14 protein-coding genes are annotated in these 14,528 nt (G+C 48.9%); 7 read left to right on the top strand and 7 right to left on the bottom strand.

Annotation, left to right across the window (positions count from 1 at the left end; all coding sequences use genetic code 11):
• The 5 genes from sctE to ACO6V1_RS18775 all read right to left on the bottom strand — a co-directional run.
• On the bottom strand, positions 1 to 1,218 hold a 1,218-nt coding region (sctE, locus tag ACO6V1_RS18795), incomplete at its 3' end, for a type III secretion system translocon subunit SctE (protein WP_422468020.1).
• A 16-nt stretch (positions 1,219 to 1,234) separates the two neighbouring features.
• Positions 1,235 to 1,708, bottom strand: a complete 474-nt coding sequence (locus ACO6V1_RS18790) for a SycD/LcrH family type III secretion system chaperone (protein WP_422446246.1) — start codon at positions 1,706 to 1,708, stop codon at positions 1,235 to 1,237.
• Between the two features lie 18 nt (positions 1,709 to 1,726).
• A complete protein-coding gene (locus ACO6V1_RS18785) occupies positions 1,727 to 2,569 on the bottom strand; it encodes a hypothetical protein (RefSeq protein ID WP_422446248.1) in 843 nt (280 codons plus the stop codon).
• A gap of 192 nt (positions 2,570 to 2,761) precedes the next feature.
• Positions 2,762 to 4,705, bottom strand: coding sequence for a hypothetical protein (locus ACO6V1_RS18780; RefSeq protein WP_422468018.1), 1,944 nt, complete (start codon positions 4,703 to 4,705; stop codon positions 2,762 to 2,764).
• A gap of 192 nt (positions 4,706 to 4,897) precedes the next feature.
• Positions 4,898 to 5,311: a CBS domain-containing protein gene (locus ACO6V1_RS18775; RefSeq protein ID WP_422460866.1), complete on the bottom strand. Its 414-nt coding sequence runs from the start codon at positions 5,309 to 5,311 to the stop codon at positions 4,898 to 4,900.
• A 241-nt stretch (positions 5,312 to 5,552) separates the two neighbouring features.
• Here ACO6V1_RS18775 and ppa point away from each other — a divergent pair, with 241 nt between their 5' ends.
• The 7 genes from ppa to ACO6V1_RS18740 all read left to right on the top strand — a co-directional run bounded on the left by ppa (position 5,553) and on the right by ACO6V1_RS18740 (position 12,975).
• Complete coding sequence (ppa, locus tag ACO6V1_RS18770) at positions 5,553 to 6,080, top strand: inorganic diphosphatase (RefSeq protein ID WP_101745973.1); 528 nt, start codon at positions 5,553 to 5,555, stop codon at positions 6,078 to 6,080.
• A gap of 141 nt (positions 6,081 to 6,221) precedes the next feature.
• Positions 6,222 to 8,060 (top strand): protein-disulfide reductase DsbD, encoded by a 1,839-nt coding sequence (dsbD, locus tag ACO6V1_RS18765; RefSeq protein WP_422468016.1) that lies wholly within the window; start codon positions 6,222 to 6,224, stop codon positions 8,058 to 8,060.
• 227 nt (positions 8,061 to 8,287) lie between these two features.
• Positions 8,288 to 8,740, top strand: a complete 453-nt coding sequence (aroQ, locus tag ACO6V1_RS18760) for a type II 3-dehydroquinate dehydratase (protein WP_422446256.1) — start codon at positions 8,288 to 8,290, stop codon at positions 8,738 to 8,740.
• 220 nt (positions 8,741 to 8,960) lie between these two features.
• On the top strand, positions 8,961 to 9,425 hold the full coding sequence (accB, locus tag ACO6V1_RS18755) for an acetyl-CoA carboxylase biotin carboxyl carrier protein (RefSeq protein ID WP_422446258.1): 465 nt from the start codon (positions 8,961 to 8,963) through the stop codon (positions 9,423 to 9,425).
• A gap of 21 nt (positions 9,426 to 9,446) precedes the next feature.
• Entirely contained in the window at positions 9,447 to 10,787 is a 1,341-nt protein-coding gene (gene accC / locus ACO6V1_RS18750; RefSeq protein WP_422468014.1) for an acetyl-CoA carboxylase biotin carboxylase subunit, read from the top strand.
• 188 nt (positions 10,788 to 10,975) lie between these two features.
• Positions 10,976 to 11,863 (top strand): 50S ribosomal protein L11 methyltransferase, encoded by an 888-nt coding sequence (gene prmA, locus ACO6V1_RS18745; protein WP_422468012.1) that lies wholly within the window; start codon positions 10,976 to 10,978, stop codon positions 11,861 to 11,863.
• Between the two features lie 152 nt (positions 11,864 to 12,015).
• Positions 12,016 to 12,975 carry a DUF3426 domain-containing protein gene (locus ACO6V1_RS18740; RefSeq protein ID WP_422446264.1) on the top strand — a complete coding sequence of 320 codons (960 nt, stop codon included), beginning with the start codon at positions 12,016 to 12,018 and terminating at the stop codon, positions 12,973 to 12,975.
• A gap of 183 nt (positions 12,976 to 13,158) precedes the next feature.
• On the opposite strand, the gene ACO6V1_RS18735 is transcribed toward ACO6V1_RS18740, so the two are convergent.
• Positions 13,159 to 13,776, bottom strand: a complete 618-nt coding sequence (locus tag ACO6V1_RS18735) for a hypothetical protein (RefSeq protein ID WP_422460858.1) — start codon at positions 13,774 to 13,776, stop codon at positions 13,159 to 13,161.
• Positions 13,773 to 14,507 (bottom strand): tyrosine-protein phosphatase, encoded by a 735-nt coding sequence (locus ACO6V1_RS18730; protein WP_422460856.1) that lies wholly within the window; start codon positions 14,505 to 14,507, stop codon positions 13,773 to 13,775. Before ACO6V1_RS18730 ends, ACO6V1_RS18735 begins: the two co-directional genes overlap by 4 nt.
• Positions 14,508 to 14,528: the final 21 nt, after the last annotated feature.

Here is a 14,528-nt window from a genome sequence, read left to right as displayed (position 1 = left end):
ACTGGCCCCCCCACCGGCAAACGCACCACCAAGACTCATTACCAGAATCAAGGACGACCAGAACACCATCGCGCCAATCATGGCCTGGTCTTCATTCGCACCAAATGCCTCGAAGATCGAGGCAACTCCCTTGTTCATCCAGTCGCCGGTCTCGGAAGAAACAGTCATCATCACGGTCAGAGCCAGACATGCGGCCATGAGCCCCATGGCTAATGGCGAACCAACACCCGTAGCAAACATAACAACCATAACAACAGCCATGAGAGCGACGGCTATATAACCGAATATTTTAGCGATCTTTCCTGATTCTTTGGCTTCTTCCGCTTTTTCAATCGATTCGGCAATCTTTGCTAACCGTTTTTCCGAAACCTGCTGTCGCTGTTGCTCATTAATTTTGATATTTTCCTGGTTAAATACCAGACGGCTGTCCTGCAACTTGGTCTGAATTTGCATCAGCATTTGAGTTGCAGTATCCACATCAAGCGTTTTATTTGAATCCAGGAATGTTGAAGTAAAGGCTTTCAGTTCAGTTTGCAATTCTTTTTGAAGGTCTGTGGGTCCCCCTTTCAGGTTGGCAACTTTGTTGAAAGTATCGGCAAAAAGATCACCCAGCTGTCCAAGCGAGTCATCACCGGCAAGTTTGCCACCCACCTGGGCAGAGAACGAATGCATGGTCCTCAGGGAGTTATCCGGATCTTTCGGGTCAGCCAATTTCAGCATTCCATCAACCAGCTCATTACTGTAACCCATGGACAACAGATGGTCCTTGTTGCTCTGCATAGAACTGATATGACCCGCCAGTGGATTCGGCCGCCCGCCAGGCCCCTCGGCGAAGGCTTTCAGATCACCAGTGACCAGAGCCAAATAATCCTGACCACCTTGTTCGATCACTGCCTCAGAAGCCAGACCAAGCTTTACCGCTTCAGGGTTCGTTTTACTCAGCTTCTGGATTTCGGAAAAAACAGAGATCTCCTTGAGGACTTTTCCAGAAGGAGTATCTGAGCCTTTCGCTGGAACATCCAGACTGTGCGGCGGCTTAAGGGGAGGAGAAATATTCTCCTGAACCTGATTCGTCGATACCGTGTTTTGCTCCGAATAACCACGACTGACTGTTTCTTTTTGCGCAACCTGATCGGTCTGTTGTTGCCGGAGTGATGGGTCTATACCCGCCTGTTGTGGTATCTGCCCCGCCGAATACCCCTGTTGGATACCATCCATTCTGCTTACTCCCTGGCTATTTTAGATTTTCCAGCATATTTTTGGCACGTTCCAGATCCTTGGCATATTCCGGGCTATCACCGGCCCAATCAATGGAAGTCTCATAAGAAATCTGAGCCTTTTCCCTGTCGCCTTTCGCTAAATGACAATCGCCGATATACATCATTGGTCGGGGATCATCAGAATCCAGAAGAGTAGCAAATGAGAAGATCTCGATGGCGCTGTCGTATTGTTTCTGCATTTGTTGACAGGCACCTAATCCAAGAAAGTATTTACGATTGAAATGGTCGTAAAAACACAAGAATTGAAAAACTTTCGTTGCTTCTTCGTACTTTCCACCCTGATAAAGATTGTAGGCAACTGAGTATATTGCTTCCATGGCATCATCACTCAAGTTTTTCAAATCTTTGAAGGTTCCCCCCTCACCGAAGAAATTCATGAGCTTGTCTTCAAGTTCTGCACCTTCATAATTCAGATCTTCACTATTCACGTGTGACTCCTCCATGAGTTAACGCATATTTTGAATAATAGTACTTATGGACTGAAAGTACTTGTTGATAAAATTAGAAAGCATTTCAAACGTCTGGTTGTATTTATTGATAGTCTGTTGAAGCTTGGTGGTTTGCAATTGTGATTGACTGGTCAGCGACTCAATTTTTGATTTCAAATGCTCAATATTGGCATCCCACTCAGCAGCATTATGACTATCGTCATTACCGCTTCGGTCAGTCTGAGCGCCCATTTGTTTCCAGAAATCAATCATATCCTTTGACATCATGGAAGAGCCTGACGTGCCAGCCGCTGCCTTTTTCTCCTTGGCTTTGGCCAAATACATATTGGCCTCTTCCAGCAAATCATTTTTCTGATTGATGGACTCTATCTGGTCTTCCAGTTGTGTCTGGAGAATATCTGCCCGGGCCGTCAGCACGCCCATAATCAATGCGTCCAGGCTGGGCTTGGTGAAATCCACTGGTTCGCCCATCAGATATGCATTGATTTGTGACGCTCCGGGACCTATATAATTATCACCATTCCAGTTCGCCGGATTACTGACCTCCTGAACCATGGCGACAGGTGCCTGTAAATAAACCAGCTTCTGTGACGCTTCATCAAGCTGTCCCGTATATCTAAGCGAGTTCAGTGTCTGCTTATTAACCGAGTAGAAGTGGGTGGGGGTTAGCGAGTTACCCTGATCATCCGGGTCAGCCATTGATAACAAGGCTTCAATCTGGGCATCGGTATAGCCGGCAGCCCGGAGTGAATTAATCCTGCCATCATTCAAGGTAACGGTTTTGGGGTTTTCTCCAGATTCGCTACTGGAAGAATCCACACCGCCAATGGAGGTACTCATGAGTGACTCCCTGTCATTTTGAATATCCGTTAAGTCGCTTCTTTAACTTTAGGTTATGAAACAACGTTCTTGCCAATTACACATTGGTCGATTTCTTTTTATAAAAAGAAATTCAGAAAATCATTTATATATAAAATTACGACAATGACTTTTAGCTCGGTTTTTTACTACTTAATAATGCCGTTTATCCGCTTATTCTGGTAACTCATCATCCAAATCATCTTTTGGAGCGGACATCGGAGTTTTTACAGATAAAGGGACTGATTCAGCATCAGGACCGGCTTTATCTCCAAACATCATTCTACCTTTTCTATAAGCTTTTGCCGCCCGGACAAACTCAACCAACAGATCAAAAAACTCAACTCCCTTCATATCTTTATTAGCAAAATTTTCCAGTCGTCTGCGCGTATCACCAATGCTCAGTGGTGAAGCATTTGGATCAGGGGAAAGCTTTGGGTCAGCGAATTGCATATAAACTGTATTCGTCAATTGTTCAATAAACGCATCTGTAGGCTCTATTAAATCCATCAGCTGATTCGTTTGCTTTTCAACCTCAGACAGCCTGGCATATTGAAAAATATCAGAACCTTTGCTGTCTCTATGGTCCTTAATATGGCGAAACTGGTCGATAAGGCCTACTGCAGCAGTCGATACCTTTTCTAAGGTTTCTCTATCAACTTTTCTGTCCGGTTCCTGAGAGTTCTTCTTCCATTGTTCTGGAGCATGAACCTTACTTGAGAATGGACTGAAGTTTTCGTTGATCAATTGTGTGAATTTTTCAAGATTTGTTGCAAGATCGTTGGTATTTTCTCCCTCCACCGTTTGCGTTGCCGCATTGGAGGCCCTGCCTCCTGTGACAGGTGGCTCACTTCTGCCATTACTGACAGGGGGTCGCCGTGATTCTGTTATCGTCTGCCTGTCATCCCTGCCACCGGGACCTGGGTGTGGGCTTGAGCCAGATTCAGTTCTGGTGGTTGATGTCTCTGGGTCAGCCTGTGTTCTGTCTTCCGGAGAATTCTGTGAACTCTGTTGACTCTGTGAATTCTGTGGATTTTGTGGACTCTGTGGATTTTGTGGATTCTGGTTCTGACCACTATTACTCTGTGATGGATTCTGCGGTTTACTAAGATTATACGCTGTTACCCCCAAAGCCACGCCCAGAAAAGCCAGGGCACAAATTGCAAAAAACATCGCTGCATAAGGTTGTCCTACCATGAGAGTGATAAGAAAAATGGCGCTGCAAATCACAAATCCAGCCCATAGCGGGTTATTTTTGACCACATTCAACAATTTGTTAATTGCACCCAATACTCGCTGAAATAGCTTTTTGCTGGTTTTATCCCCCCCTCCTTCAATAGTGACTGAACCACCACTCCTAACGGTTGGATCATCATCAAGACCACCGCCTTCGATCGAAACGCTGGCAACGTCCGATTCATCATCCATCGATGACGTTTTACTATGAGCCGCAAGCGGTTTAATACGAGCCGGAAGCTTACTTTCAGAATGCTCAGGATTTCTGTTTTCTCTGACAATCTGTCCCACTGCTGTGCCAAATTCAGGCCCAAACAACCTGCTGGAATCATGCCTGGGCAACATTTCATGTGTCCTGACATTACGAGGCTCTTCTGCAAGCTCAGTGGTTACCGACATAATTTCATCTTCGTCAACCGGTGATAAGATTGTTTCATGGTGTTCAGGTTCTAATGGATCACAATACAAACCCTTTTCAACACGGGAATCATGAGTCGATGGAAATGAACGTGACCCTTCATTATTGGGCAGTGTATTATCAGCAGATGCTCTTTCAGGCAAATCAGGTGCCGATAATCTCGCTTCAGTAGAATCAAGGTTTGGCCCCGGACCATCTTCAGCCTCATCAGGAACTGGATTTAAAGATGGCAATGAGTCCTGTTGAGGTTTAACCGTTCTCTCCCCCGGAGGGTGAACTACAGAATCATGCGCTTTTTCACCTCGAACAGAAGGATCTCCTTTGCCCACTTTGGAGGCCGTCACTTTACGAGAGCCATAAGGAGTAACCATAGTCCCCTCTTTTCCTGACTCAGACTCTGAGGACGAACCATCAATTGGTGATGACGGATGACGGCCCGTAGGAGGAGAAATTGTGCTGCCCATGCAAATTCCTTTTCAAAAATATCCAATCTATAAAGAAAAAGTCTAGCTGATGAATGAAAAGCAAAATTAATAAACAAAGGGAATTAAAAAAATTTATTAATTAAAAATATAAATTAAAGTAATAACCCTGAAAGCAGGTATTTCATGGAATGAATCAAGATAATCAATGAATCGTCCGGGTTGGCAAGTCAATTATGCAGAATCGACCGGGCGTTCATAAAATTCGAGAACTGCAGACATCAAATCTTTGGGACTGAGTATGCCCACCAGGTTTCCATCTTCAACAACTGGAACACGGTAAGCCTTATCGGTCATAAATCGCTGATACACAGTGATAATATCTTCTTGTGGGGCAGCGGTGACCACTTGAATGGTCATATAATCACGCACCAATCCCGCATCCTGGGAAAAATAGCTGCCATTCAATGTCCCTTCGAGGCAGTCTGATTCTGAAAGAATCCCGATAAGCGTACCTTCATTGTCGACTACCGGTGCTGCCGTAATATTGTGTTGCAGCAGAATACGGATGGCTTCAGCAACTTGAATATCCGGAGAAACGGTAACAACTTTGGGGGTCATGCAATCTTCAACAGTGATCGATCTCACAATCACCTCCTTTGGCTTATGAATCCAGCTCACGCCAGCGACTGACAATGAATTAATTTTAGCTCTCAATCAAGCAGATAGCTGAGCATAAGCAGCCGGAAATATGCAATGCCAGCAAGCCAGGCCCAGATGCACTCCCGGGTTCCCGGGCGGGATACCCCTTACAAGTGGAAAAGAGCGTAACAAACTCTATATAATACGCGGCAATTTCAAACTGACCTCACACAGAGATTGACTGTCAATGAGCTATTCATCTGTTCCTGCTGGCAAAAGTCTGCCAGAAGACATCTACGTCATTATCGAAATCCCTGCCAATGCTTCGCCAATTAAGTACGAAGTTGACAAGGATATGGATGCCATTCTGGTTGACCGCTTTATGGCAACCCCAATGTTCTACCCAGCCAACTACGGTTACATCAACCAGACCCTGGCTGACGATGGCGACCCTCTGGACGTTCTGGTGGTGACACCCTACCCGGTTATCCCGGGCTCAGTTATTCGCTGCCGTCCTGTCGGCATGCTGAACATGTCTGACGAAAGTGGCCGTGACGAGAAGCTGATTGCCGTTCCTCACGACAAACTCTCCACGCTCTACAAAGACGTAAAAGAATACACAGATCTGCCAGCCCTGCTGCTCCAGCAGATTGAACACTTCTTTGAAAACTATAAAGATCTTGAGCCTGGCAAGTGGGTCAAGATTGATGGCTGGGAAGGTTCCGAAGCGGCCCTGGAAGTCATCAAAAAGTCTGCCGCCAACTATAAAGGCTGACTTTCCTTATGGCTCAGGTTTCGACCTGAGCTTTTCCACTCATTTCTGCTGTTTTCTTTTCTCTGTAAGCCCCTCTCTACTTGCATCTCTGATATATCACTGCACAATACATAGTATTCACCATTATAAACAGCTGCTTATATGCCAAAATGCCAACTCCGCCTGCTCTGGCCCCTTTTCCTGGGTCTGGTAATCTCAATATCTGCTCAGGCCAATCTGAGCCAGTTATTCGGGGCAGAACCCAGAAAAAACCAGGGTTTTCTTCCAGTCGAAGAAGCCTTTCAATTCACCGGGCAAATTGAGCAGGGTTCGGCGATCATTAATGTTGCTGTAAAACCAGAGCACTACCTTTATAAGCACCGTTTCACCTTTACGCCGGTAACCGATATCTCAACACTGGGTGCAGCTGACTATCCTGCCGGTGAAGCGATTTTTGACCCTTATTACAACAAAGAACTGGAAGTATTCAGTGAAAACCTGGTTATCAAAGTTCCTGCCAACCATTCAGGCAACCTGCCGGAACTGGAAATCGGCTTCCAGGGCTGTGCCAGGGCTGGACTGTGTTATCCACCCCATAAAGTTGTTATTCCATTGGTGATTACCCAAGTCAATGATTCGCCCGTTTCAGCCAGTGTTACCCTTATGGCGGTATCAGACTCCGGGAACGCCTTCCAGCAGCAGCTGGAACAGAACAGTCTGCCGATTGCGCTACTCCTTTTTGTTCTCGCGGGTATTGGCCTTAGCCTGACGCCCTGTGTCCTGCCCATGTTCCCGATACTGTCCAGCCTGATACTGGGAACCAGGGCACAGACCAAAACCCGGACCATTGCCCTGACGATGACCTATATACTCACCATGTCAGCCATCTTTGCCATTGCCGGTACATTAATGGGGCTGTTTGGTGCCAGTCTGAACCTTCAGGCAAAACTCCAATCCCCATGGCTGCTGATCCCTGTGGCAATACTCTTTGCGCTGCTGGCCCTGAGTATGTTTGGCCTTTACGAGTTACAGCTGCCCGCCCGGGTTCGGGACAAACTCAGTGGCAGCCAGCAAAATTCAGGCAGCTTGTCGGGGGCTGCCGTGATGGGGTTATTGTCTGCGCTGGTGGTTTCCCCGTGTGTCTCGGCACCCCTGGCCGGTGCACTGATCTATATCAGCTCAACCGGTGATGCCCTGTTTGGTGGGCTGACACTGTTTGCCCTGGGTCTGGGCATGGGCATTCCCTTATTTGTCCTGGCGTTAGGCGGAAGGCACTTGCTGCCAAGGTCCGGGGCCTGGATGAACGGTGTTCGCTCATTCTTTGGCGTATTACTTCTGGGCGTCGCCATCTGGATGCTGGGACGGGTTATCGCTCCATCAGTCACGCTCTTCCTGTGGGGTGCTTTGCTAATTGGCAGCGCCGTATTCCTGGGCGCTCTTCACACCAATCTGAAAGAAGCGCACCAGATGTTCCGACAGACCGTCGGCATACTCTGTCTGATCTATGGAACCTGCCTGATTATTGGTGCCGCCATGGGCAATAGTGACCCATTGAATCCGTTATTGGGTAAAAGCAGCACTGCAATAGAAAGCACCACTGAACAGACAGAGAGTTCCCGCTTCAAGACCGTAACAACAGTGAATGAACTGAATAACCTGCTGGCAGACGCAGCCCTGAACAACCAGCCAGCCCTGGTGGATTTCTATGCTGACTGGTGCATATCCTGCAAAATCATTGAGCGGACCGTGTTCCCAGACCCGCTGGTCACTGATCAGTTGGCCAGAATAGCCCTGATCAAGCTGGATATCACCGATAATACGCTGGAACACCAGCAGTTCCTCAACCAGCATCAACTGTTCGGACCTCCCGCCATGCTGTTTTTTGATGCCAGTGGGAGTGAGTTGCCTGCACTAAAATCCCAGGGTGAAATCACCGCCTTGCAGCTGCATCAAAAGCTGACAAAACTGCTGATAGCCTCCGGAACAACTACAGATGTCTGAACTTGTCTGAAACGGGCATGAAATGCTTCGTAACTGTCGTTAACCTCCTGTAACACGCACAAACTGGACGCACTCTTGACAATGGGGCAAAATGCCAGATCAATAACGATTGCGATGTATTTCAAAGGTCAACTGCGTAGCCAGGTTAACCAAAGCAGGCTGACTACTGAAGCTTTCTCATTGGTCAGGGTCGCAACGGTGACCATTGGGGTCTTAAGAGGATAAACATGGCCGACATTCTTGTGCTCAATGGTCCAAACCTGAATCTGCTTGGCACTCGAGAGCCCGGTGTTTACGGTGCAACCACGCTTGAACAGATCTGCCAGAACCTTGTCCAGCTGGCTACTGATGCAGGCCTCAAGCTGGAAAGCTTTCAAAGCAATGCGGAACATCTACTGATAGATCGTATTCATCAGTCAGGCAAGGATGGCGTACGCTTTATCATCATCAACCCGGCCGCTTTCACTCACACCAGTGTGGCACTGCGGGACGCACTGCTTGGGGTTGCTATTCCATTTATTGAAGTACACCTTTCGAACATTCATTGCAGGGAGCCTTTCCGTCATCACTCCTATTTCAGTGACGTTGCTGAAGGGGTTATTGCCGGACTGGGACCTAAAGGCTACGAAATGGCACTGTCTGCCGCAGTTGACAGACTTGCCAGACAGCCGGAGCCATAAGAACGCGAACCATTTTTTCAGAACGCGGCACCAACACAGGACAACGTTCTGATTTACGTTAATCACAGTGCAACTGCCTTACCCCCTTTTAAACAGTGGCACTGTCAGGCAAAAACTGACCACCGGGGATCCTGCACTCGCCAAGTAGAGTGTTCGATTTTTCGCAAAATCAACCAGACTGGCCAGCCAGTGCTGCCAGTACAAGCATTTGAGACTGACAATGGATATCAGAAAAGTAAAAAAGCTCATTGAGCTGCTGGAAGAATCAGGTATTGATGAGCTCGAAATCCATGAGGGTGAAGAGTCCGTTCGTATCAGCCGTTACTCGAAAAATGCACCGGTAGCCGCCGCCCCCATTGCCTACCCGGCTGCTGCAACAGCCACGGCTCCTGCTGCTGCCCCCGCTGCCACTGAAGCAGCTGCACCTGTTATTGCTGAGCCTGTCGTTTCGGGCCATCAGGTCAAGTCTCCCATGGTTGGTACTTTCTACGGTGCTCCGTCACCGGATGCGCCTGACTTCGCCAAAGTCGGCCAGCAGGTTAAGGAAGGTGATGTACTCTGCATTGTTGAAGCCATGAAGATGATGAACCAGATCAAGGCGGACAAATCCGGCACTATTGATGCCGTTCTGGTCGAGAATGGTCAGCCTGTTGAGTTCGACCAGCCCCTGTTCACTATTGTCTGATAATCGCCTGAGAATCGCGTTATGCTCGATAAAGTCGTAATAGCCAACCGGGGCGAAATTGCTCTCAGAATATTAAGGGCCTGCAAAGAGCTGGGCATCAAGACCGTTGCGGTTCACTCCAAGGCCGATGCTGACCTTATGCATCTGCACCTGGCGGATGAGTCCGTCTGTATCGGTCCAAACAACCCGGCAGACAGCTATCTCAATATTCCTGCCATCATCAGTGCCGCCGAGGTGACTCACGCCACCGCGATTCACCCGGGCTACGGCTTTCTGTCCGAAAATGCAGATTTCGCTGAACAGGTAGAACGCAGTGGCTTTACCTTTATCGGGCCTTCCGCCGACGTTATCCGCCTGATGGGGGACAAAGTCTCAGCAATCGAAGCCATGCAGAAAGCCGGTGTTCCCACGGTTCCTGGCTCTAATGGCTCACTCACTGATGACCACAGCCGCACCATGGCCATAGCCCGGGATATCGGCTACCCCGTGATCATCAAGGCTGCCGGCGGTGGCGGTGGCCGCGGCATGCGCGTGGTCTACAACGAAGAAGACCTGATCAGCTCCGTCGCCCTGACCAAATCAGAAGCCGGTGCGGCATTCAACAATGATACGGTTTACCTGGAGAAATTCCTGCAAAACCCACGTCATGTGGAGTTCCAGGTGCTGGCCGATGGCCAGGGTAACGCCATCCATCTGGGTGACCGCGACTGCTCTTTGCAACGTCGCCATCAGAAAGTTATTGAAGAAGCGCCTGCGCCCGGCATTCCCGAAGAAAAGCGTCAGGAAGTGGCCAGCGCCTGTACCCGTGCCTGCATTGAGCTGGGCTACAAAGGTGCTGGAACCTTTGAATTCCTGTATGAAAACGGTGAGTTCTATTTCATTGAAATGAACACCCGGGTTCAGGTTGAGCACCCGGTGACCGAACTGATCAGCGGCATTGATATTGTCAAAGAGCAGCTGAGAATTGCCAGCGGCCTGCCTCTGAGCGTTGGTCAGGACGATATCGCACTCAAAGGCCACGCCTTCGAATGCCGAATCAACGCCGAAGACCCAAAAACCTTTATGCCATCACCAGGCAAGGTTTTGCAGTTCCATGCACCGGGCGGCAATGGTGTTCGCGTGGACAGCCATCTGTACAACGGTTATAGCGTTCCTCCTTACTATGATTCCCTGATCGCCAAGATCATCAGTTATGGTCCGGATCGTGAAACGGCCCTTATCCGGATGAAGAACGCACTCGATGAAACCGTTATTGAAGGGATTAAAACCAATATTCCTCTTCATCAGGCGTTGGTGACTGATACTCACTTCAAGGAAGGTGGTGTCAGTATTCACTATCTGGAAAAGAAACTGGCTGAGTGATTTCCCGTTTTTTTACTCTTTGGCAAGGCCGTCTCCCAAAGGAGATGGCCTTTCTTTTTATTGGGCGATCAGCCAGCAAATGTTTATGAAATACCAGTGCTCAGCTACAATAAGTCGCCTATGTTCCATGAATTTCTTTCCTGAAGAACAGGTGGGAATTCTTATTGCTTTTCATTCTGGGTAACACAATGTCTTGGATTCAAGTCAGACTGGACACAACTTCTGACCATGCTGAAATTCTGGAAGACCTGCTTCTGGAAGCCGGTGCCTGTGCGGTCACCCTGCAGGATGCAACAGATCAACCGGTCTATGAACCAGAGCTGGGTACCACACCGCTGTGGAATAACACCGTTGTTGTTGGCTTGTTTGATGCCCAGACCCGCACCGATGATGTCATACCCTTTCTCAAAGAACATGCCGGACTGAACCCTTTCCCTGATCACAAGGTCGAACTGGTGGAAGATAAAGACTGGGAACGGGAGTGGATGACCCACTTCCACCCCATGCAGTTTGGTGACCGCCTGTGGGTTTGCCCCAGCTGGAAAGACGTTCCCGATCCTGAGGCTGTTAACCTGATGCTGGACCCGGGCCTGGCCTTCGGCACCGGGACGCACCCCACCACAGCACTCTGCCTGCGTTGGCTGGATCAGCAGAATAACCTGACTGGCAAAACAGTTATCGACTATGGTTGTGGTTCTGGCATCCTTGCTATTGCAGCACTCCTTCTGGGTGCACAATCCGCAGTCGGTGTTGACCTGGATCCGCAGGCACTGGAAGCCACTATCGAGAATGCTAAACGGAATAACATTCCGGTGGATAAACTGGAAGTTTTTCTGCCCGATGATGAACCAGCGGATCAGGCTGATATAGTACTGGCCAACATTCTTGCTGGCCCTTTGACTCAACTGGCTCCCAAACTGGCCAGTCTGACCAGGGAAGGCGGTTCCATTGCTCTGTCCGGTATTCTGGCTGAGCAGGCGGATGAAATAATTCAAACCTATGAACAGTGGTTTGCCATGGATACAGCAGTCACCTTTGATGGCTGGGCCATGCTTTCTGGTAAGCGACGTTCATAAGCTGGCATTGATGTGATGCAGGTATGACAGAACTTGTTACTCCCCGGGTTTCAATAGAAACAAAAGTACCTGCATTATCAATTAGACTGGATTCAGTACGGGGGCTCTGGTCTAATAAAAAATGCTGCTTCAAGATCAGGTAAACAGTCAACATGACGCCGTCAAGTGTCACTTGCCCCCACTGCCAGACCATATTCCGCATTACCCATGCCCAGCTTAAGGCTGCCAGGGGTTCGGTGCGTTGCGGTTCATGCCTTCAGGTTTTTAATGCCATAGACCAGCTACCGCGCCTGAAAGAACAAGAAAAGGCGGCATTCAACACCCCCACTGAAAACGTTGAAATATCCCCCTCTGTCCACCGGGAAGAACCCCAGACACCCACTCAAACCAGAAAAAAGCTGCGGGAAACACTGGTCGTCCAACAGCAAAAACCGGTTAAAAAACCGGATTCAACACAACCGGAAACGTCCAGAAGCAAAGACCTTGACCCTTCCATAAAGGCAAAGGTTGCCACTGCGCCCATCCAATATGATGGCTACCACCAGCAAAGCATCGAAACCCTGATTCACGAACTGGACCAGCGAGAAACCGAAGAAACCATTAACGAACAACAGCTCCGCAGGAAAAGAACCTACTGGGGTGTTGCGGCCTGCAGCCTGCTGGTGTTGCTGACACTGCAATTTGCCTGGTTCAACCGCAGTACACTGTCACTGAACCCTGCCCTGCGACCGGCTTATGCCATGACCTGTAATCTGCTTTCCTGCACACTTCCCCCTATGGTCAACCTCAATGCCATTAAAAGCGTTGATCTTGTGGTACGCAGCCATCCTGATCAAGACAACGCCCTGCAGGTAGATGCTGTCATCATTAATGAAGCCAGGCACCCACAACCGTTTCCAGACTTAAAGCTGACCTTTACCGATATCAACGGCCGACTGGTGGCTAACCGCACCTTTACCCCATCGGAATACCTCGGTGGCGAGCTGGCCGGCTCAGACGAAATGCCTAAAGCACAACCTATCCGCTTGGGACTGGAAATTGTCGACCCGGGTGAACAGGCAGTGAGCTATCAGCTGACCTTCAGTGAAAACAAAACGGTACGGTTGAATTAGTACATGGTTTCAATGAGTTTGACGTGTACAATCTCCGCTCACCCTGAGCGGAGTCGAAGGGTGCCTGGCACGATCTATCAGAGTCCGAAGTTTCCGTGAAACTGTTAAAACAACAAAGGCACAGAGACACAAAGAAAACTTCTAATAACTTTGTGTCTCTGTGCCTTTGTATTGAAAAAGGTTTTATTGATATTGCCTGACTATACGCTGGGCAGTGTGTGGATAAATTTTTACCAGTTTCTGATAACTGTTATCCAGCTCTGCCTGCAGCTGATCACTCAACCAGCCCCGGTAGTGAAAACTGAATAACGCGCCGTTTTCCAGAACACGTGACTCCCATGGGCCAAGCTGGCTGGCTCGAAGTAATGCCGCTTCAAATTCAGAATCAATCAGTGAATATTGTGAGCGGGCATGGGCATAGTCACTCCAGCTGTATGGCCATGCAGGTCTTAAAGCAATGGCTTTCTGCCAGATTTCCAGCTCCGAATTATTCTCTATATCGATACCGGAAAGCCTGCCCCGTTCAAGCACTCGTGCCTTCAAAACATACAGTGCCGGATTATCCGGCATTTGCCGTATGGCGCTTTCCACACCATTGATCGCAATGTCCAATTCAGAAGCTTCCACCACAAAACTGTTACTGGCTTCGGTCTCCTGCTGCCAATGATCCAGAAAGAGTTCCGTCTGGTAACGCCCGACCTCGGAGCGCAACAAGGTCAAGGCCTGATAAATCACCAGACACAATCCCAGTGCAATCGGCAGCATCAATACACCACGAGGCCGGGATAACGAACTTTTCATGAGGCTCCACCAAAAAGACAATGCGTTAACTTCTTGGGATTACCCATTGTCAGCAATGAACACTGATCACTGCCAACCCAATGATTTAATGTCTCAGCCGCAAGCGCCATGGCTGGTGGTCGCCGAACCGGGTGATGAGCATCCGAAGCCACAAACTGCACCAGCCCACGATCCACAAACCAGCGGGCAGTAGCTTCTGCCCTCTCACCAAACAGAGAGGCGACCGAACCCGCTGTCAACTGCAACAATGCTCCACGCTCGACAAACGGCAATACACGCTCAGGGTACGACATCAGTTCTTTATTTCGCTCAGGGTGGGCAATCACTGCCCTTATCTCCCTTTTATAAAGCCAGTCCAGCATCTGCTCCATCCCCACGGGAATTCGTTGATGGGGCATTTCCAGTAACAGACACTGGAAACCATCCCATTGACCAATCATCGGGATTTCATTCCTGCGTAACTGAAACATCATTTCATCGCTGAAACGCACCTCTGCTGCCATCGCCAGCTGAATCGAAAACCCCGCTGCCCTGGCGTGCTTTTTAAGGCCTTCGAATATCGGACCAATGGAACCCAAATCATTATCAAACCGGCCAGGGTGCATATGGGGTGTGCACACCAGCTTCCGGATGCCATCCGCCTGGGCCAGTGCCAGCATGGCCAGTGCCTGCTCCAGACTTTCAGCCCCATCATCAATACCGGGAATTATATGGTTATGGATATCAATCATTTAATTAGATCAATCATTAAG

Source organism: Endozoicomonas sp. ALC013 (assembly GCF_049310205.1).
Taxonomy (GTDB): Bacteria; Pseudomonadota; Gammaproteobacteria; order Pseudomonadales; family Endozoicomonadaceae; genus Endozoicomonas.
The sequence above is the reverse complement of the archived record's forward strand: the minus strand, read 5'-3'. Positions and strand labels throughout refer to the sequence as shown.